Raw genomic sequence first — 19,533 nt, forward strand, 5'->3', positions numbered from 1 at the left:
AAATTATATATAAAACCGTTGAACTCATTTTGATTCATGCTTCGTCTTAGGATGGATTTTTTTACAACAGAAAAGCCAGCCCGTTGAAAGGCTGGCCATCTAGAAATATTTCTTCTTCCAAAAAATAAACGCTGTTAACGTCGATAAAACTCCACAAATGACTAGAGTAATGATAAAAGCATGTGGATTATTTTGAAAAGGTAAATCAACGTTCATTCCATAAAGACTAAATACCATTGTCGGGAATGACAAAATGATCGTGATCGAAGTTAAAAACTTCATAACAATGTTTAAGTTATTCGAAATAATCGAGGCGAAAGCATTCATCATCCCTGTCAAGATGGAGCGGTATGTTTCCGCCATTTCAATTGCCTGCGTTTTCTCAATAATTACGTCTTCTAATAAATCCTTGTCTTCTTCATACATTTTTAAATAATTAAACCGCAATATTTTATCGAGTACGACTTTATTCGACTTTAAGGAAGTTGTAAAATAAACCAAACTCTTCTCTAAAGCTAAAAACGCATATAGTTCTTTATTCTTTAAGGATTGGTGGACAACCCGTTCAATTTCATTTGTTTTCTTGTTAATTTGTTTTAAGTACCGAAGATAATAAGAAGAAATGACAAACAGGATTTGCAGGGCAAATCGCGTTTTTTTAAACGTAAAAAATTCTTTCACTCTGTTTTTCCTAAATTCCTCTAATATCGGTGAATCTTTTAAGGAAACGGTAATGATACAATCTTCAGTAAGAACAATGCCAATTGGAATAGTCTCATAACTGGCAAAACCCGTTTCATCATGGACGATATAAGGAAAATCGACGATGATATAGACCCGGCCATCATCTCGTTCAATCCTTGGACGTTCTTCATCATCCAGGGCATCTTTGATAATATCGACATCGACTTGAGCATCATTTGATACTCTGTGAATTTCCTCTGCTGTAGGGGCATACATATTAACCCAGCAGCCTTTGGAAATAACATCAACTTTTTCTAAAACCTTAGCTTCTGTGCTCTTAAAAATTTCCAACATACAAAAACCTCCTCACTCACTTTGTTTGAGGAAGCCAACAACCTTTTCTAGAGTTGATATTCTTGCTATTCATTTCAATCCATTCAAAGAGTACATTGACTTCCCCTCGCCTACTTGGGTCCGGGTCTACGGAATAACTCAAAAATATCAACTCCCTTAAAATTTTTATTTCCTATCCTATCATACCCCCTAATGTTTGAAAGTACAAAGGAGTTTTTTTAAAGATTACTTGTTTTCCGGAAAATAGGGATTTAAATGAATTAATACCTCTCTGATGTTATCATTTTTCTCCATTAGTTTCCTTTTGATGGATTTGGCAAGATCATGGCCTTGCTTGATTGTTTTATAATGGTCAATGGAAATTCGTAAATCGACTAAAATATAATGTCCATGTTCTCTTGCCCTGAGACGATCAATCCGTTTGACATCGGGAAATTCACCGATAATAGTAATATATTCCTGAAGTGTCTCAGTGTTAATATTCCGTTCAAGTAAAATGTCAAAGGCTTCTGTCAACATTTCTTTCGCAATTTTAAAAATTAAGTAGGCAACAAAAATACTTGCAGCCTTATCCCCGTATAGCAGGAAATGGATATCAAACCGTTCACCAACAATTGAAATGAGAACTCCAATTGCAGCTGCAATCGAGGCGACAATATCTGCTTTATGATCAAATGCAATTGCTTCAATCGCTTTACTCTGATTCTGTTTTGCAACCCTTAATGATGTTCGATATAAAATAATCTTAGTAATAAATGAAAAGAGCGCTACCCACATGGCCAAAAAATTGGGTGATTCTACTTCATGAAAGAAACCACTAATCCCTTCGTAAACCACATAGATGGAAACAAGTAAAAGGAGAATTCCAATGATTTCAGAAACAATTACCTCAGCCTTGCCATGCCCATATGGATGCTCCTTATCCGCCGGTTTATTTGCAATTTTAATTACCAACAAAACAATCACAGAAGCAAAAACATCTGCCGCTGAATGGATTCCATCTGCAAACACAGCGTCACTATTTCCATACCTGCCAATGATTATTTTTCCTAATGTAAGAATTATATTGCTAATTACGCTAATCCAAGCCACTTTTTTGGCTAGAGTTTCTCTCATTTCCATAGTAAACCACCTCTAAAATTCCTCTAGAAATCATAGCAAAAATGACCTTGATGGGTCTAGAGAAAAAGTCTTGCGCGGTTCAAGATAAGTTGGGCTGACGAAAAACTTAAGTCATCGAGAATCCTTTTGTCCTTATTCTTCATGCACGTCTTTGTCTTTTTTAATCATTTCTACTTCTTCGACAACAGAAATTATGTTTATTTGGTCATGGAGAAAATGGAAGGCCTGATCTAATTCTTCTCGCGATGGAAATTCATTCTTTTTGTTCATTTTTCACGGTCCTTTGAGTAATTTTTTGAAAACAGAAGAAAATACCTTTGTATCTACAATGAAGGAGGAATTTATTATGGACAATAAAAAAGCCAATCCCAAAAAAGAAGTTGCCGGAAGTTTCTTTCATCCAAGTTACTATCAAGAAACGGATGATCTTTCAGCAGGATTAGCAACTACCCATGAGCAAGTTAGTGATGTCTACAAGGAAGGCACAATCGACGATGCCCCAGACGATATGAACCAACAAGGTTAGTCGATTTATTCCTATATGAATGAAAATCAGAGAAAACAGCTCTCAATCCGAAAGCTGTTTTCTTTTTTCCTTCCTATTTATCATCCGGATCAGTATATGGATCGTGTTCATATGCCGGCAAATCACCAAAAGTTGTCATAATTCCTTCCTCATCGAGCGTATCCTCATAATGTTCATGCTGCGGATTTGGATAAACCTTGACGTTATTACCGTACATATCATTACCAACAAAATTTTCATAATCCTCAACATAACCGATATTTTCATCCGCATCGATATAAATATCATTGTAGTCATCCTGTGAGAAAGCTAGATCGGACGGGGTTTCCGATGTGCCCCATTTTGCCACTTCCTGCCAGGAATCCTCGGCATCAAAGCCGACATTTTCATCTTGTTCGTCCATAGCAAATTTTCCCCATGGCGGCATTAACACGCCTTCTTCAACTGGACGCTTGTGAGACGTCACTTGATCCGGGCTATGTTCGATACAATAAGTCGTATTTGGCAAAGCCTCTAACCGTTCTAATGGAATCTCCTTACCACAAACCTCGCATATACCGTACTTGCCATTTTCCATGGCTTCTAAGGCTTTATTAATATTTCCTAGCAATAATTTATAATGCTCGTTTAAGGCAATATCCTTTTCACGTTCATAAAGCTCGGTCCCTTCATCTGCAGGGTGGTTATCATAGCTGGATAACTCCCCTACTGATTCATGTGCATGTCCTCGCTCTAATCCAAAGTGATCATTTTGTTGCAAATGTTCTTCCACTTCCCCTTTTTCCTGCAATAATTGTAAACGTAGCTCAGCTAACTGCCGTGTTGATAGCATGTGATAAACCCCTTTCATTTCCAAGCACTAGTACCATATTGGGTTAGTTTCTCCCAAATTCTATATTTGCATTAATAGGTGCAGTTTAGATAATTCCTTTATATTTTCAATTGTTTAGTCTTTGATTATGTACTAAACATTTTATTCCATAAAAAATCCAAAATGTCTTTTCCTTTATTTCAGGATGGACAAGTATCCGCATTCCATTTTTCCTTATTTACATAAATGCTTTAATGGCCTGGATTCCAAAATAAATCCCAAATCCGCTTAATGAAAGACCAGAGAGGAAGGAAATGATAACCAGTAATCTAGAGGTTAAAAATTTTCGAAAGTTGCTGGCCACGCCGGCCAAAGTTATATCCCAAATGAAAAGGCCAATGAAAATGGCACTATTGTAAAGAATTAATTGACTTGTATCATTAGCAGCAACAGTGCTAGCGAGGACAGAGCCGTAAATACCAAGCCAAAACAATAACGTAAGTGGATTGGAAATAGATAGAAAGAACCCAGAAAAAAACGATTTAATTAGCGGTTCCTCTCCTCTCGAATACTCCAAATAAGTTATCCCTGCTTTCATTATCGTTTCTATTCCCGTATAAAGAAGAACAAAACATCCAAACATCCAAAGAAATGTCTGCATATAGGCTGTTTCAAGAAACTGGACAACTCCAATGTAAACAACAAACATATATATCCCATGGGCAACAACGGCGCCCACTCCTACAATCCACGAATGCATAAAACCATGTCTAATTCCCCTATCCATTTGAGCAGCATTAATTGGCCCAATGGGAGCAGCTAGCGATAGTCCTAACAAAATATAGCTTAAAAATATATTCATTCGATTTTCCCCCTAGCTTAAAAAAAGCCTGTCTTCTCATTTTTATTCAAGCCAGAGGATTTGTACGACAATAGTTTTTAAAAGTTAACTATTTATTTCTTTCAGAAATACTTCTATTCTCAAGGCTAAAGGACTCATCATCTGCCGCTTGCTGAAATAAATGGTGCCTTGGCACTGAGAGGTTAAAGGCATCAATGTCGACAATGTACTTAGGACGCTGCTTTGCTTCTTTATAAATTTTCCCTACATATTCCCCGATTAAGCCAATGGCAATTAACTGTAGTCCACCGATGAGCCAAATAGAAGTGATAAGCGACGTCCAACCGGTCTCAGTGTTTCCCAAAAATTTAAGTGTTAAAAAGTAGCCCCCAAAGGCCAGACTCATGAAAAAGGAAACAAAGCCAATGAATAAAACAAACCGGATCGGTGAAACAGAAAATGAAGTAATCCCGTCAAAGGCAAAGGCAAGCATCTTTTTTATTGGATATTTCGTTTCACCAGCCTGTCTTTCCAATCGATCATAATAAACCACATCGGATTGGAAACCAAGAAGTGGAACGATTCCCCGCAAAAATAAATTGACTTCTTTAAAGCGTTCTAGTTCCTGTAAAGCCCTTTTACTCATTAGTCGAAAATCGGCATGATTATACACAAGATTGACACCTAGTATTTTCATGATTTTATAAAAGCCCTGTGCGGTACTTCGTTTAAAGAAGGTATCGGTCGCACGACCCTGCCTCACACCATAAACGATCTCACAGCCTGCACGGAACTTCAAAATAAATTCACGAATGACCTGAATATTATCCTGCAAATCAGCATCGATGGAAACGACACAATCGGATCGCTCCCCGGCTGCGTGCAAACCAGCAAGTAAGGCGTTCTGATGGCCGACATTGCGTGCCAATTTTAACCCGCGGACATACCCATTACGTAGCCCTTCCTTATAAATCAACTCCCACGTGCCATCCTTACTACCGTCATCAACAAACAAAAGCTTGCTTAGCTTTGAAACAAGCCTTTCTTGGATCAGCTCCTCCAACAGCTGCTGAAGCTGAATAATCGTTTCCGGCAGCGCCGCTTCCTCGTTATAACATGGCACAACAATGGTAAGGACTGGTTCCATCATCTGTTAAAAACCCCCGATGTCTACATAGTCTTATATAAGTAAATTTTCCAGGCAGAAGTTTTTGCTTCGAATATCTTTTCGAGCGCTAGTTTATTTTCCGCTGCATTATCGATTGGAATAGCCGAAAAAATATAACGACCGCCCATTTCCTTAAACATATCCGTATTCAACTCTAAATTTTTCAAATGGCGGTTTGAATCCTTTTTGATCATATATCTTTTTCCAATCTGTGCTGTAAAAATGTAACAGCGCCCTCCCCATTGATCGAAATATTTGCGAATGGTTTTATTTTTCGCTAATTCCTTTTCAATTATTTTCCTAAATTGATGTTTATAGCTTAATGGATAGAAATTATTGTAGGTATCTAGTGTGTAAAAGCCGTTATACTGTGAGACAGCCGGATGGATTCCAATACTAGCAACCCGATACTCCTCCTGCTTTAACCCGATATGTTCTTTTATTTCTTGAAATAATGGCTCAGCGAAAAATTCTTTGACCGTTGGTTTTTGCCGATAAATAATTTCGTCATTAAACAACCCCAAAAGGAGAATTTGCAACACCATAAGCCATTTCGCTGTTCTAGCCAAGCTTTTTCCCTGGAGAAAAATAATTTTTAAGGCTAGGGCGAAGCTCGCATAAATAACAAGCGGCCTTAAAAAGTGATAGCGAGCAAAATTAAAGGTATCCATAAAATGAAATCTTTCCGTTAACGGGAGCCAGCCTTCATAAAACCAAAAGGCATACCATAGTGACAATACGATATTTAATCCAAATAAAAACACAAACAACTTTTCTTGCTTCCAAAGCCTTTTCGAAAAGACAAAATAAATGGCAATGAAGGTTGCTGGCAATATAAATAAGGTATGTACGGTCATTACATGGGTATGTCCTAATAGATAATTTTTGACAGAAAGTCGAACAGCGTTCCAAAAAGGAAGTTCCGCGTGAAAATACTCATCCCGGCTATTTGGCTCTCCCTTAAATAGAAATGAAAAAACTAATCGATATTCCACTATCATAAAAATAATTGACATATAAGCAATCGAAACTAAAAAGCGGAGATTCCAACCTTTTCCCCTGAGACCATCCGTTAGCCAAAAAATCCCCATAGCAGTTAAAAAGAAGAAAAAGCCTAAAACAATACTTGCGTAAAAAGGCAGCAAGGTGAGCACCAAATAATCCTTCCAGGATGCCTCTCGATTTCGAATGTTGAGAAAAGCCCAAAGTGCGAGCGGAATCCCTAATGTACTCAGCATCCCCGACGGCCAAAATGGCGTTAAGGCAAAAGCAAGTGCACTCCCAATTTGCATGAACAGCCAGTTCTCACCAGGAAGAACATGTTTTTTTAACAATAAATACATCCCGAAAAAAGCAACAGTTCTGGTCATAGCCTGACTTAGGGCATAGGCTGTCATCGTCGGAAAGAGAGCATACAACCAGACTATAATGCTATATTCAGTCCCAAAGGCATTTCTGGGTAGCTGTCCATTGATGATTTGCGGTATGATCCCCTCTACACCGCCAAACATTTCCCCGCTTCTCGCTAATACCTTATACCACGCCAAGTTTGAATCCAAATTATCATGAACCCGGATATGAGCATTTTCCTGTAGAATAAATAGCGGAGAAAGATAGACCGCTAAAACAATGAAAGCGAAAAGGATGTATCGCTTCTCTTTTTTCATCTCTATAACCACTCTTCTACACCTCAAAATCTTTTTTTCAAAAGGGCACGTCCGTTATAAATTTTGCTTACTTGTTGGAAATTATTCCTTTTCTCACAAAATCGGTAAAAAAATTAACATTTTTTAGGAGAAAATCTAATTTTTATCTTAATAGTCGATTCCAGGTATTTACATTCGCTAAACTCCCTGTTAAAATAAATTTAATCATTAAAATAAATTTTAACGAATAAATAAATTTTAACGAAAGAGAGTGATGATCATGTTTAAAATTCTTCATAACCGGAACTACCTCCGGTTTTGGCTAGGACAAATCGTTTCTCAATTAGGCGACGGATTCACGAGAATTGCGATTGTCTATCTGGTAGCGACATTAACAAAGGATCCACTTGCCATTGGTTTAGTCATATTCGCCCAGCTTCTTCCTACTGCTTTCTTTGGGATTTTCCTAGGTCCATTAGCTGATAAGTATAACCGGAAATGGTTAATGGTAGGGGCCGACTTCTATCGGATGGTGATTGTCTTCTTAATGATCCCCTTCCATCACTCAGCCACAGCCCTCATTATCTTAATTGCTTTCCAAGGACTTGGATCTGCCCTGTTTGATCCGGCCCGCTCCTCGTCGATACCTGACCTTATAGGGGAAGAAAATATCCAGCAGGCCATATCTCTGTCACAATCAACTAGGGCGGCAATGGATATCATCGGACCTTCTATAGGAGCATTATTAATGATGACAAACAATTACAACATTATTTTCGCCATTGATGCGGTAACCTTTGCCCTTTCTGCTCTGTTCATCCTCTCCTTACGCAATCTTGGTAAAAATAAATTTGCACATGCATCTTCGTCTGAATCCTACTTCATGTCAATTAGGTCAGGTGTTAAAGAAGTTGTCGAAGTGCCGGCCTTACGCTTCTTACTTATCTTGATAATTCCCATTACCCTTGTCTGTGGAATATTAAATACAAATCTTATCGCCGTTCTTACCAATGAATTTCATGTTTCTGCATTTCATTTTGGCTTTATGGAAGCTGCTACAGCAGTTGGTGTCATTGTCGGTGCCGGCGTTGCCGCTCCCGTCGCCCTTAAGAAATTCAAACCAAGTACCATTTTTTTACTTGGTACTGCCGCCATCGGGATTTTGATGGTACTAATTATCCCCTTGGATGGATTCCAAATACTTTATGGCGTCCTCCCTGTCTACATTTGGAGTATAATGGTAGGAGTACTGAACGCCTTTTTAAATGTTCCATTGAGTAGCATATTTTTAAAAGTCACACCTGCAGCCTTTAGAGGCAGAGGCTCATCATTGCTAGGAATTACAGCCAGCACCTCCTCAATTATCGGAATTTTGTTTGGAGGATGGTTATCGAAAGAAATCGGCGTTTTATATGGAACAGCCATATCGGGAGGCCTGCTTGTTATCGTGGCCGTATTCATGCCCTTACTGAAGGGGTATAAAAGCCTATCTAATAACAAACAAGTTGAATCTATTTCTGAAACACAACAGCCGGCTACCGTTAATTAATCTTGGGGGTAAGTTTTTGTGAAAAAAATCGATGATATTGAAATAGCCAAAATGATGTTAGATGTTAGAAAAAGAAGTATTTTAGACATTGCCAAAGACCCTGTTACCGTCAGCCAAATTGCCGAGGAATTGAATGAGAAGCAATCGCGGCTCTATTATCATGTCAAAAAGCTGGAAGAAGCAGGGCTACTTGAGCTGGTAGAAACGCGTCAGCACGGAAATTTAATTGAAAAATATTATAAAAGATCGGAAATAGCGGGGCAAAGGTTTGAGTTTACTGCAGCCTTATTAAAGGAGCATCATGGAACCATGATGGAAGAAATCATGAATTTACTTCAACCAGGCTTGAAGTTGCTTGAGTCAGAGCTAATAAAGGGGCAGCCAGGCTTTGATAAGCAAGTGAATTTAATGATTAGTCTGCCCACTTTGACAGGAAAAGAATGGGAAACATCACAAGGGAGAATGTTTAGGTCGATTCGCGAACAACCTGATCAACAGGAAACCTTCGAGGATTCAAGCCTGCCAAGCCTGAGTGAGGAGCAGCTAAATAAAAAATCAAAATATGCTTATATTATGCTGAGCTATCGGATTGATGACGCGAATGATGACTAACAAAAAAACCCTTCCAATATTAATTTGGAAGGTTTTTTTCATATGATCAATGCTTTACGTTTTTATTATTATAAACATTTAAAAGGGAATCGAGTTTTTGGCTGCATTGTATAACATTTGGATTAGAATATCCGTAAAGAAAAGCTAAATGAATCATTTCCAACCTCGTTTTTTCAATATTCAACAACAGTGAATTCATCCGAGTTTCCATTCTTCATCCCTCTTTCCGTATTGTAACTATTACTATGTTATTAACCATAATTTATTAGTTTTTTCAGTTAAAAGCAAGTAGTTGCTAGAAAAAAAATAAGTATATTTTATGAATATTTTCCTAGTAAAAAAATACCAATTCATGATTATCAGATAGATCTTTCGTCCATAATATTTAGGACGAGAAATGAGGTGACGGTCGTGCCAGATAGAGTTTATATAAGCTTTTTACGATTGCCACTCCTAGTTCGCATTCTATTACTCGCAATTCTAGTATTTCTAACATTTGGTATTACCATTCACTTTTTAGAGCCCGACACCTTCCCATCGATTTTCGATGGCATTTGGTGGGCGATTATTACCGCCTCTACAGTGGGCTATGGCGATTATGTTCCCCATTCTTTCTTTGGTAGACTGACTGCGTTATTTCTAATATTACTTGGTGTCGGCCTTGTCTCTTCCTATTTTGGTACTTTAGCGGCAGCTGCGGTTACCAAACAAGATGCCTTTTCCGAAGGAAGAATCCCCTTTAAAGGGACCGGTCATATCATCATAATCGGCTGGAACGAGAGGTCAAGAGAATTAATCGGTAAGCTGACCAGTGTTAAATTTCCAGAGATGATTGTCTTGATTGACGAAACACTCGAAGCAAACCCGGTTAAATCGAGATTTGTTCATTTTATTAAAGGAAAAGGACATGTTGATGAAACGATTATCAAAAGTGATATCCAACGTGCAGAGAAGGTGCTTATTACAGCCGATCGGGGTAATGATGAGCTCCAGGCCGATATGAATAGTATTTTAACCTTGCTCACGATTAAAGGCTTATGCGCTCAAGTAAAATGTATTGTAGAAATTTTAACGGCTGATCAGGTAATTAACGCCTTAAGAGCAGGCGCAGACGAAGTGATTCAATCCAATAAATTGACGAGCGTTTTTATGGTAAACAGTTTGCATTCCAATGGAGATGGTCTTTTATCAAACGTTGTCCATCAATTGCAGGAAAGTAGATTGATGGATATTGGAGTCAAAGAAGCAGACATTGGAAAAGGTTTCAGAGAAATGTGCCAGGAATTGTTAAACAAGGACTTCCTCCTAATTGGGATCAAAAGAGGGGAGGAAACCATTCTTAATCCTGCCCATTCGTTTCAAATTGAGGAAAACGACCAGTTATTACTATTTAAATGACACCAATACCCTTCTGTAATTTAATCTTGGAAAGGAATTGGCCTACCCCGTAGTAATTAGAAAATTAATAAAACGAGTGCTGACCATGATAATCAGCACTCGTTTTTAAGTTATTTCAAGCGTTTTTCAAGCTCCGCTTTCTTCTCTTCAAATCCAGGCTTGCCTAATAAAGCGAACATATTAACTTTATAGGCTTCCACCCCTGGCTGATCGAATGGGTTGACGCCAAGCAGGTATCCGCTCATCGCACAGGCTTTTTCAAAGAAGTAAGCAAGATAGCCAAATGTATATTCATCCATTGCTGGAATGGTAACAATTAGATTTGGTACACCACCGTCTGTATGAGCAAGCATGGTCCCTTCAAATGCTTTATTGTTAACGAAATCAATTGTTTGTCCAGCTAGATAATTAAGACCATCTAAATCATTTTCCACAGCTTCAATCTTTAGCTCGTGGCGAGATTTTTCCACCTTAATAATGGTTTCAAACAAATCGCGACGTCCTTCTTGAACGTATTGTCCAAGAGAGTGGAGGTCAGTCGAAAAGTTGGCTGAAGATGGATAAATTCCTTTTTGGTCCTTCCCTTCACTTTCACCAAACAACTGCTTCCACCATTCTGAAAAATACTGCAGCCCAGGCTCATAGTTAATCAGCATTTCGATTGTTTTCCCTTTATTGTAAAGTGCATTTCTTACGGCTGCATATTGGTAGGCTAAGTTATCTTCAAGCTCTGAATGGCCGAAGTCTTCTTGTGCCTGGGACGCACCTTCCATCATTTTTTCAATGTTTGCCCCGCTAGCGGCGATTGGCAGTAAACCGACTGCCGTTAAAACTGAATATCTACCACCAACATCATCTGGGATGACAAAAGTTTCGTAGCCTTCTTCGTTGGATAATGTTTTTAAGGCTCCTTTTGCTTTGTCTGTTGTAGCATAAATTCTCTTACGCGCCTCTTCATGACCGTATTTTTCCTCAAGCAGCTTACGGAAAATACGGAAGGCAATCGCTGGTTCTGTTGTGGTACCTGATTTAGATATGACGTTGATGGAAAAGTCCTTTCCATCAATGAGTTCGATACAATCGCTCATATAAGATGAACTAATATTGTTTCCAACAAAAATGATTTGCGGTGTATTACGTTTTTCTTTAGAAAGTGCATTATAGAAGCTATGCTGCAACATTTCAATGGCGGCTCTTGCACCTAGGTAGGAACCACCAATCCCGATAACAAGTAGAACATCGGAATCAGCTTTGATTTTTTCAGCAGATTTTTGAATGCGTGAGAATTCTTCCTTATCATAGTTGGTTGGCAGCTCAATCCAGCCTAAAAAGTCGTTGCCTGCACCTGTTTTCTCATGTAATGAATGGTGGGCAACCTTTACAGCATCCCGTAAATATGTAAGTTCATGTTCTCCAAAGAAGCTCAAAGCTTTCGAGTAATCAAAACGAACGTGTGTCATGAATGATCCTCCATAAATTTATTTTTCACTACCCACTTTATCGAATGATGAAGGGATTATCAAGGATGGTCCCTCTTGTAAGCGTACCCATTTTCAGCATTTTTTTTACTTTTTTAGTTTTGTCTATTTTTCACGTAATTTTGCCTATTTTTTATAGGTGTTTTGTTTAAAAATACATTTTTTACTAAATCCATTAGAAAAATAAATACAAAACTCGGGCAGCTAATGCCCGAGTCTCTCCATTATAACGATGCCCGATAAATCTCTAAAACATCTTCACGAGTTAATTTGGTAAAAGTGCCAAACTCTCCGTTCGCCATCGCTTTGTCAGCCATTAGCTCAAGCTTGCTGTCATCAATTTCATAATCAGCTAGCCGAGCAGGTGCATCAATGCTGTTCCAGAACTCTCGTAATTTTCCAATTCCTTCAAGTCCCGCTTCTTCCGCACTTTTCCCTTCAGGGTCAACCCCAAACACCCTGACTGCAAGCTGCTGGAAGCGTTCTGGTTTCACGCTTAGGTTATGCTCCATCCAGTGTGGGAAAAGGATAGCCAGTCCGCCTCCATGAGGAATGTCATAGACAGCAGATACCGCATGCTCAAGGTTGTGGGTCGCCCAATCGCCGTGATAACCCATATTTAAAATACCATTTAACGCCATTGTTCCGCTGTAAAGAATCGTAGCCCGCTGTTCATAGTTTTCAAGGTCTGCCAGCAATTTTGGCGCTGTTTCCATTACAGTTATAAGTAACGATTCACACATCCGATCCTGAAAATCGGTATTTTCTTCTAGGTGAAAATAATGTTCCAGAACATGTGACATCATATCAACAATTCCATAAATCGTTTGATTTCGAGGAACCGTATAAGTATTAACTGGATCTAAAATTGAAAATTTCGGGTATGTTACGGCACTTCCCCAACCGTATTTTTCATTTGTTTCCCAATTGGTAATCACTGAGCCTGCGTTCATTTCTGAACCAGTTGCGGCAAGCGTCAATACGGTACCAAATGGCAATGCTTCACGAGGAAATGCCTTTTTAATAACTATATCCCAGGCATCACCGTCATATTTAGCACCGGCTGCTATTAGCTTCGTGCAGTCGATGACACTTCCTCCGCCAATAGCTAGAAGGAATTCAATGCCCTCTTTTTTACAAATTTCCACGCCTTTTCGGGCAGTTGAAATACGAGGATTCGGTTCCACTCCGGAAAGTTCAAATACTTCCACACCGATTTCATGTAATAATCCAGTGACCTTTTCATAAAGGCCGCTTCGTTTAATACTTCCACCGCCATAGACAAGTAAAACTTTTTTCCCGTAAAGAGGTACTTCTATTTTCAATTGTTCAAGCTGACCTTTTCCAAAAATTAATTTTGTCGGATTCCAAAAAGTGAAATTTTGCAAAATAAACACCTTCCTTTTCATTCTCCATTATTATGGATAATCTTTAAATTTGCAAAAAACTTGATTAAAAAAAAGAAATCCCGGCACCATTTGATGATGCAAGGACTTCTTATACCCATCCCCTAAACAAGGATGCCTCTGCTATTTTTCTTACACCTACCATGTAAGCGGCTAAGCGCATGTTTACGTTTCGGGTTTGGGCCAAATCATAAATATCATTGAAGGATTTGACAAGCTTGTTCTGTAATTTCTCTGCTATTTCCTCTTCATTCCAATAATAGCCTTGAATATTTTGTACCCACTCAAAATAAGAAACAGTGACACCGCCTGCCCCGGCTAATACATCTGGCACTAGCAATATATCGCGCTCTGTGAGTATCCTTGTTGCCTCTAGCGATGTAGGTCCATTCGCTGCTTCTACTACAATACTAGCTCTAATGTTACCGGCGTTTTCAACTGTAATTTGATTGGATACTGCAGCTGGCACTAATATATCACAATCCTTCACGAGCAGTTCTTCGTTTGTTATCGCACCTTCGAATAAAGTAGTGATCGTGCCAAAGCTGTCACGACGTTCCAGCAGATAATTAATATTTAACCCATCCGGATTATAAATGGCCCCATAAACATCAGAAATCCCAATAATTTTCGCACCGGAATCATACAAAAACTTGGCGATGTTACCGCCGGCATTTCCAAATCCTTGGATAATCACACGGGCCCCTTTTATTGGCATTCCTCGTTTTTTTGCCGCTTCTTCAATACAAATGGTTACACCTTTTGCACCAGCGGTTTCGCGCCCTTCAGAACCTCCAAGCACAAGTGGCTTACCTGTAATAAAGCCGGGTGAGACATTTTGGCGAAGACGGCTATATTCGTCCAACATCCAAGCCATAATCTGGGCATTGGTATACATATCTGGTGCTGGGATATCCTTTGTTGGTCCGACAATTTGGCTGATTGCTCGAACATAGCCGCGGCTTAAACGTTCAAGTTCTCCCGATGACATCGTCCTCGGGTTACAGATAATACCGCCCTTGCCTCCCCCATAAGGTAGATCCGCGATCCCACATTTCAGGCTCATCCACATCGATAAAGCCTTTACTTCTTCTTCATTGATTCGGGGATGAAAGCGGACACCACCCATTGTCGGTCCAACCGCATCATTATGCTGGGCACGGAAACCTGTAAAGACCTTAGTAGAACCATCGTCCATACGAACAGGGATCCTGACGTTGACCGTTCTTAATGGTTCTTCTAATAAATGGTACATATCTTGGTTGTAGCCAAGTTTTGTTAATGCATCGTGAATAACAATCTGTGTTGATGTAAGAAGGTTTAAACTCTCTTTTCCATCTCCATCAGTAGTCCCCATTTTGGCACCCCTAGTTTTTTACATTTACCCTGCAATTACAGGCAGTAGATCCCCACTGATTAAAGCTTCATTTTAACCCAATACTTTGTTTATCCGCTCAATTGCCCAATCAAGTTCTTCCTTTGTGATAACAAGCGGCGGCGCAAACCGAATCACCGTGTCATGTGTTTCTTTACATAAAAGTCCATAGTCTTTTAATTGCTCACAATATTTACGGGCATCTTCCGTCAGCTCCACACCAATAAACAAACCGCGGCCACGTACTTCTTTAATGAGCGGATTTTTAATCTCTGTTAATTTGCTGATAAAATACTCCCCAAGCTCTAACGATTTGTCGGCAAGTTTTTCATCAGCTAGCACATCAAGAGAAGCGATTGAAACAGCACACGCCATCGGATTTCCTCCAAAAGTTGAACCGTGGGAGCCTGGATTAAATACGCCTAAAACATCCCGATTGGCTACGACACAAGAAATTGGGAACACACCGCCTCCAAGTGCTTTTCCAAGGATATACATGTCTGGTTCAATACCTTCCCACTCACAAGCAAACATTTTTCCTGTACGCGCCAAGCCTGCTTGAATTTCATCAGCAATAAACAGGACATTATTTTCCTTACAAGCATCAAAGGCTGCCTTGATAAAACCTTTAGGTGGAATAACAATTCCGGCTTCCCCTTGAATCGGTTCAATTAAAAATGCTGCCGTGTTTGGAGTAATGGCTGCTTGTAAGGCCTCTAAATCACCATAAGGAATAAGCTTAATACCTGGAAGCATTGGCCCAAATCCACGTTTATATTCAGCGTCAGAGGATAATGAAACCGCTGTCATAGTTCTACCGTGAAAATTTCCGATACAAGCAATAATCTCTGCCTGGTCTTCAGCGATACCTTTTACATCATAGCTCCAACGCCGTGCTGCCTTAACTGCTGTCTCAACAGCTTCCGCACCTGTGTTCATTGGCAGAACCATTTCTTTATTCGCTAATTGACAGACTTTTTCGTACCATATTCCAAGCTGGTCATTATGGAAAGCACGTGAGGTTAATGTAACTTTATCCGCTTGATCCTTAAGTGCCTGAATGATTTTTGGATGGCGATGACCTTGGTTAACAGCGGAGTAGGCACTCAGCATGTCCATGTATTTGTTGCCTTCAGGGTCTTCCACCCAAACACCCTCAGCACGTGAGATGACAATTGGCAGTGGATGATAATTATTGGCACCATATTTCTCCGTTTTTTCAATTAATTCATTTGTATTAATATTTGTTGGCATAAATCATTCCTCCATTTCATTCCTAGGATATGTATAGACAATTCTATTGTAGCCGAGCCTGAATAAAGAATGAACACTTCCTTAAAACTTTTTTATTTATTAATAAAAAAAGCCTAGTCCCTACTACTTAAATAGCAGGTACCAGACTTCTAATGGCATTATTTTTTAATTTCTTCACGCTGTGATTGGTCAATCCATTCTTGGAGCTTATCTTTTAATGTGTTAAAACCTTGCTGACCTTCAGCTTCAGGAATAATCGCAGCTGCTTGGCGCTTGCGCGGCTTCTTAGCTTTAGGCGCTTGTTGGACAGGAGCTTCTTCTGTAGCACGAATCGAAAGGCCAATTTTCCCAGCACTTTCATCCACAGATAACACCTTAACTTTAACTTCATCTCCGACCTTAAGATGTTCATTAATATCTTTAACATAACCGTGCGTGATTTCTGAAATATGCACTAGCCCTTGTGTAGTTTCATCTAGTGCTACGAACGCTCCGTAAGCTTGAATTCCCGTTACCTTACCTGTTAAAACACTGCCTATTTCTATCTTTTCTGTCATGAAAACACTCCTAAGTAAATGAATTATTTATCCCTTATATACGCATTAAAAGATTATATCACAATATTTAGGATTAAGCAAAAAAGCTTGTCACAAGAAAAGCGGAAGCCCCCGATTAGTGGCGAAGGAGCTAGACATTTCTCAAAGTTCTATGATATAAATTCTGAATGTGTAAGAAAACCAAGTTCTCCGGATATGGATCAGAAATTCATCAGAACTTCTTAACAAATTGTTCACAACAGGAATAAAAAGAGCAAACTATCTAATGATATACTAATAGTGAGTAACTATCCTTTCTAAGAGAGGTGACCAGTATGAATTCAATCGGCCACACTATTAAAACTGTCCGTGAAATGCGTAATATGACCCAGCAGGAGTTGGCACAAAAGGTTAGAGTAGGAACACATACGATCGAGAAATATGAAGCTGGGGAACAAATTCCAAGCAGTCAGACCATCTTAAAATTGTCCACTGTTCTTGATATCCCTGCATCAGAGTTATTACAGCACAACCAGGTTCATACAAACTCCTCACCTAACGATTAATGACTCATAATAATGAAGCTTGCAAAGCGGTAGAGTGTACCGCTTTTTTTATTTTTTTCTAAGTCTTGAATAGAATAGTAAAAAATTGGCTAACCTTATAACATAAAGCTTTCTATTATTCCCCCCTTTTTGAAGTGGACAACCATAAATGGTATGTCCGCTTTTTTTCATTAAATAGAGCAAGATTCGTTCGCTTTGATGGCTAATAAATCATCGGCCATTTTTAAGCAGTGGCGCATCGGAATCATTTTTTCAAATGAAAATTCATATATCGTTTGGATTCTCTTGGCCAATTTAGCAGCATCATCAAGTTCATGGATGGCTTGTATCACATCAGCAATTTCCGTTTCATAGCTGCCATGATTCAAATCAAAGGGATTCCATTCATTTAAAACATCAACATACTGCAAATTAGTTTGAATTTCTTTTCTCATAATTTAGCTCCTATTATTTTCACATTTAATGAAAATATTTTATCATAGGAATAGACAGCTTTAAAAATTACAGGTGGTGAAGGTATGTCGATATTTAATGAGAAGATTGACCGTTTAAAGACGTCATCCGTCAAATGGGAGTTAACGAAGGAAATCTATGGAGAAGAAGATTTGTGGCCGATGTGGGTCGCAGATATGGATTTTAAGCCGCCGCAGGCTGTGTTAAGAGCGATTCAAAATCGAGTAGAGCACGGGGTTTTCGGCTATACGTTTGTCCCTTCCTCCACTGCTGAAGCGATTGAAGCCTGGCTAGTTAAAAGGCAACAATGGAAGATCAAACCATCGTGGCTTTTATATTGCAGCGGTGTTGTTCAAGCCATCAGTGCAGCAATCCAAACGTTTACCAAAGAGGGAGACCGAGTTTTACTACAATCGCCGGTTTATACCCCATTTTTCGAAATGATTAATAAAAACAACCGGACAGTGGTGAATTCGCCGTTAACGCTCATAAATGGAAAATATGAGATTGACTTCGTCCGCTTTGAAAAAGCTTTACAAGAAGGCTGCAAACTTTTCTTATTATGCAGTCCGCACAATCCTAGTGGCAGAGTTTGGACAAAAGATGAGTTATTAAAAATTGGTGAGTTATGCTTAGAATACAATTGTCTTATTCTTTCCGATGAAATTCATTCCGATATAATTTATAAAAACTTTCAACATCAACCAATAGCTTCTTTAAGTGACGAACTGTCTGAACGTGTGATTACCCTTATTGCCCCAAGCAAAACGTTTAATCTCGCCGGATTGCAGGCCTCAGCAGTTATTATCAAAAACGAGACATTACGAGGCCAATTTAATGAAACGTTAAAACGACAAGGATTTTTCACTATAAATACATTTGGCATTATTGGGATGGAAGCGGCATACCGTGAAGGTGAAGCATGGCTCGAGGACCTGATCGATTATTTACAAGAAAACAAAGAGTTTGCCTTCACATATCTAAGGGAGCACCTGCCTGAAATTAACTGCATCGAACCGGAAGGAACCTATCTCCTATGGCTTGATTGCAGAAAACTAGGTTTAGGTGACCAAGAATTACACAATTCTCTTATCCAAAAAGGGAAACTGGCACTCGAACCAGGAACTAAATATGGACCTGGCGGTGAAGGTTTTCTCCGCATGAATATCGCCTGCCCTAAAGCGGATCTAATAGAAGGGCTGGAGCGATTGAAAAAGGCTCTAAAATAAGTAAAAAGACGGGCTAATTGCTCGTCTTTTTCATGAGATAAGAAAGTATAAAATTTTCGACTTTGAGAATTGTCCAGCTCCAGCGCCCAGCGGGCGCTTGCGCTTTTCTTATTTATTTCAATACGTATTCAGCTAAAACACTTTGAAGCTCATAAATATTTAAGTTTTTGTTAAATTGTTTTTGCAAAGGAAGGGCATTTCCGGATATCCAAATCTTCAGTTCGGCATCTAAATCAAAGTTACCGGCAGTTTCAATACTGAAATGGGTGATGCTTTTATAAGGAATCGAATGATACTCAACCTTTTTCCCCGTTAGCCCCTGCTTATCCACAAGGATTAAGCGTTTATTCGAAAAAATAAACAGGTCGCGGATTAACTTATACGCTTTTTCAATACTCTCATTTGGTGCAAGTATTCTCGAAAATTCCCTTTGAACCTCGGCGGAATTAATCTCTGAGGAATTACCCATTAAGCCATCTAAAAATCCCATTTTACTCACCCTCTCACTCTTCTTATTCAATTATA

General features: G+C 39.1%; 21 protein-coding genes. 6 read left to right on the forward strand and 15 right to left on the reverse strand.

Annotated features, from left to right (window positions below; genetic code table 11):
- Positions 1-99 precede the first annotated feature (99 nt).
- The 3 genes from M5A78_RS07545 to M5A78_RS07555 form a co-directional block, all read right to left on the reverse strand.
- The gene (locus tag M5A78_RS07545; RefSeq protein WP_248734676.1) at positions 100-1,038 is read right to left on the reverse strand and encodes a magnesium transporter CorA family protein; all 939 of its coding nucleotides are present in this window, start codon (positions 1,036-1,038) and stop codon (positions 100-102) included.
- Between the two features lie 225 nt (positions 1,039-1,263).
- The gene (locus M5A78_RS07550; RefSeq protein WP_248734677.1) at positions 1,264-2,160 is read right to left on the reverse strand and encodes a cation diffusion facilitator family transporter; all 897 of its coding nucleotides are present in this window, start codon (positions 2,158-2,160) and stop codon (positions 1,264-1,266) included.
- Between the two features lie 132 nt (positions 2,161-2,292).
- Positions 2,293-2,430, reverse strand: coding sequence for a hypothetical protein (locus tag M5A78_RS07555; RefSeq protein WP_248734678.1), 138 nt, complete (start codon positions 2,428-2,430; stop codon positions 2,293-2,295).
- A gap of 76 nt (positions 2,431-2,506) precedes the next feature.
- Here M5A78_RS07555 and M5A78_RS07560 point away from each other — a divergent pair, with 76 nt between their 5' ends.
- Positions 2,507-2,686 carry a YozQ family protein gene (locus tag M5A78_RS07560; protein ID WP_248734679.1) on the forward strand — a complete coding sequence of 60 codons (180 nt, stop codon included), beginning with the start codon at positions 2,507-2,509 and terminating at the stop codon, positions 2,684-2,686.
- A 73-nt stretch (positions 2,687-2,759) separates the two neighbouring features.
- Here the strand turns inward: M5A78_RS07560 and M5A78_RS07565 are convergent, their stop codons facing one another.
- The 4 genes from M5A78_RS07565 to M5A78_RS07580 all read right to left on the reverse strand — a co-directional run bounded on the left by M5A78_RS07565 (position 2,760) and on the right by M5A78_RS07580 (position 7,173).
- On the reverse strand, positions 2,760-3,518 hold the full coding sequence (locus M5A78_RS07565; RefSeq protein ID WP_248734680.1) for a yteA family sporulation protein: 759 nt from the start codon (positions 3,516-3,518) through the stop codon (positions 2,760-2,762).
- 217 nt (positions 3,519-3,735) lie between these two features.
- Positions 3,736-4,359: a LysE family transporter gene (locus M5A78_RS07570; RefSeq protein ID WP_248734681.1), complete on the reverse strand. Its 624-nt coding sequence runs from the start codon at positions 4,357-4,359 to the stop codon at positions 3,736-3,738.
- Positions 4,360-4,447: 88 nt separating this feature from the next.
- Positions 4,448-5,488 carry a glycosyltransferase family 2 protein gene (locus tag M5A78_RS07575; RefSeq protein WP_248734682.1) on the reverse strand — a complete coding sequence of 347 codons (1,041 nt, stop codon included), beginning with the start codon at positions 5,486-5,488 and terminating at the stop codon, positions 4,448-4,450.
- A gap of 20 nt (positions 5,489-5,508) precedes the next feature.
- Positions 5,509-7,173 (reverse strand): DUF6044 family protein, encoded by a 1,665-nt coding sequence (locus M5A78_RS07580; RefSeq protein ID WP_248734683.1) that lies wholly within the window; start codon positions 7,171-7,173, stop codon positions 5,509-5,511.
- A 259-nt stretch (positions 7,174-7,432) separates the two neighbouring features.
- Here M5A78_RS07580 and M5A78_RS07585 point away from each other — a divergent pair, with 259 nt between their 5' ends.
- Positions 7,433-8,701 carry an MFS transporter gene (locus M5A78_RS07585; protein ID WP_248734684.1) on the forward strand — a complete coding sequence of 423 codons (1,269 nt, stop codon included), beginning with the start codon at positions 7,433-7,435 and terminating at the stop codon, positions 8,699-8,701.
- 18 nt (positions 8,702-8,719) lie between these two features.
- Entirely contained in the window at positions 8,720-9,313 is a 594-nt protein-coding gene (locus M5A78_RS07590) for a winged helix-turn-helix domain-containing protein (RefSeq protein WP_248734685.1), read from the forward strand.
- Between the two features lie 46 nt (positions 9,314-9,359).
- Here M5A78_RS07590 and M5A78_RS07595 read toward each other — a convergent pair whose 3' ends face one another.
- On the reverse strand, positions 9,360-9,524 hold the full coding sequence (locus tag M5A78_RS07595) for an aspartyl-phosphate phosphatase Spo0E family protein (RefSeq protein WP_319942263.1): 165 nt from the start codon (positions 9,522-9,524) through the stop codon (positions 9,360-9,362).
- A gap of 200 nt (positions 9,525-9,724) precedes the next feature.
- Here M5A78_RS07595 and M5A78_RS07600 point away from each other — a divergent pair, with 200 nt between their 5' ends.
- On the forward strand, positions 9,725-10,711 hold the full coding sequence (locus M5A78_RS07600) for a potassium channel family protein (protein WP_248734686.1): 987 nt from the start codon (positions 9,725-9,727) through the stop codon (positions 10,709-10,711).
- A gap of 110 nt (positions 10,712-10,821) precedes the next feature.
- On the opposite strand, the gene M5A78_RS07605 is transcribed toward M5A78_RS07600, so the two are convergent.
- From M5A78_RS07605 to yugI, 5 genes are all read right to left on the reverse strand, one after another.
- On the reverse strand, positions 10,822-12,171 hold the full coding sequence (locus tag M5A78_RS07605) for a glucose-6-phosphate isomerase (protein WP_248734687.1): 1,350 nt from the start codon (positions 12,169-12,171) through the stop codon (positions 10,822-10,824).
- Between the two features lie 242 nt (positions 12,172-12,413).
- Positions 12,414-13,577 carry an iron-containing alcohol dehydrogenase gene (locus tag M5A78_RS07610; RefSeq protein WP_248734688.1) on the reverse strand — a complete coding sequence of 388 codons (1,164 nt, stop codon included), beginning with the start codon at positions 13,575-13,577 and terminating at the stop codon, positions 12,414-12,416.
- 109 nt (positions 13,578-13,686) lie between these two features.
- On the reverse strand, positions 13,687-14,952 hold the full coding sequence (locus M5A78_RS07615) for a Glu/Leu/Phe/Val family dehydrogenase (protein ID WP_248734689.1): 1,266 nt from the start codon (positions 14,950-14,952) through the stop codon (positions 13,687-13,689).
- A 72-nt stretch (positions 14,953-15,024) separates the two neighbouring features.
- Positions 15,025-16,224, reverse strand: coding sequence for an ornithine--oxo-acid transaminase (locus tag M5A78_RS07620; protein WP_248734690.1), 1,200 nt, complete (start codon positions 16,222-16,224; stop codon positions 15,025-15,027).
- A 158-nt stretch (positions 16,225-16,382) separates the two neighbouring features.
- Positions 16,383-16,781 (reverse strand): S1 domain-containing post-transcriptional regulator GSP13, encoded by a 399-nt coding sequence (gene yugI, locus M5A78_RS07625; RefSeq protein ID WP_248734691.1) that lies wholly within the window; start codon positions 16,779-16,781, stop codon positions 16,383-16,385.
- Between the two features lie 314 nt (positions 16,782-17,095).
- On the opposite strand from yugI, the gene M5A78_RS07630 reads away from it, so the two are divergent.
- Complete coding sequence (locus tag M5A78_RS07630; RefSeq protein WP_248734692.1) at positions 17,096-17,326, forward strand: helix-turn-helix domain-containing protein; 231 nt, start codon at positions 17,096-17,098, stop codon at positions 17,324-17,326.
- 170 nt (positions 17,327-17,496) lie between these two features.
- Here M5A78_RS07630 and M5A78_RS07635 read toward each other — a convergent pair whose 3' ends face one another.
- On the reverse strand, positions 17,497-17,760 hold the full coding sequence (locus M5A78_RS07635; RefSeq protein WP_248734693.1) for a DUF1871 family protein: 264 nt from the start codon (positions 17,758-17,760) through the stop codon (positions 17,497-17,499).
- An 84-nt stretch (positions 17,761-17,844) separates the two neighbouring features.
- Between M5A78_RS07635 and M5A78_RS07640 the strand changes: the two genes are divergently transcribed.
- Complete coding sequence (locus M5A78_RS07640; protein WP_248734694.1) at positions 17,845-19,008, forward strand: MalY/PatB family protein; 1,164 nt, start codon at positions 17,845-17,847, stop codon at positions 19,006-19,008.
- A gap of 112 nt (positions 19,009-19,120) precedes the next feature.
- Here the strand turns inward: M5A78_RS07640 and M5A78_RS07645 are convergent, their stop codons facing one another.
- Complete coding sequence (locus tag M5A78_RS07645; protein WP_248734695.1) at positions 19,121-19,498, reverse strand: PH domain-containing protein; 378 nt, start codon at positions 19,496-19,498, stop codon at positions 19,121-19,123.
- Between the last annotated feature and the right edge of the window lie 35 nt (positions 19,499-19,533).

The organism is Neobacillus rhizosphaerae, from assembly GCF_937468385.1.
GTDB classification, from domain to species: Bacteria; Bacillota; Bacilli; order Bacillales; family Cytobacillaceae; genus Neobacillus; species Neobacillus rhizosphaerae.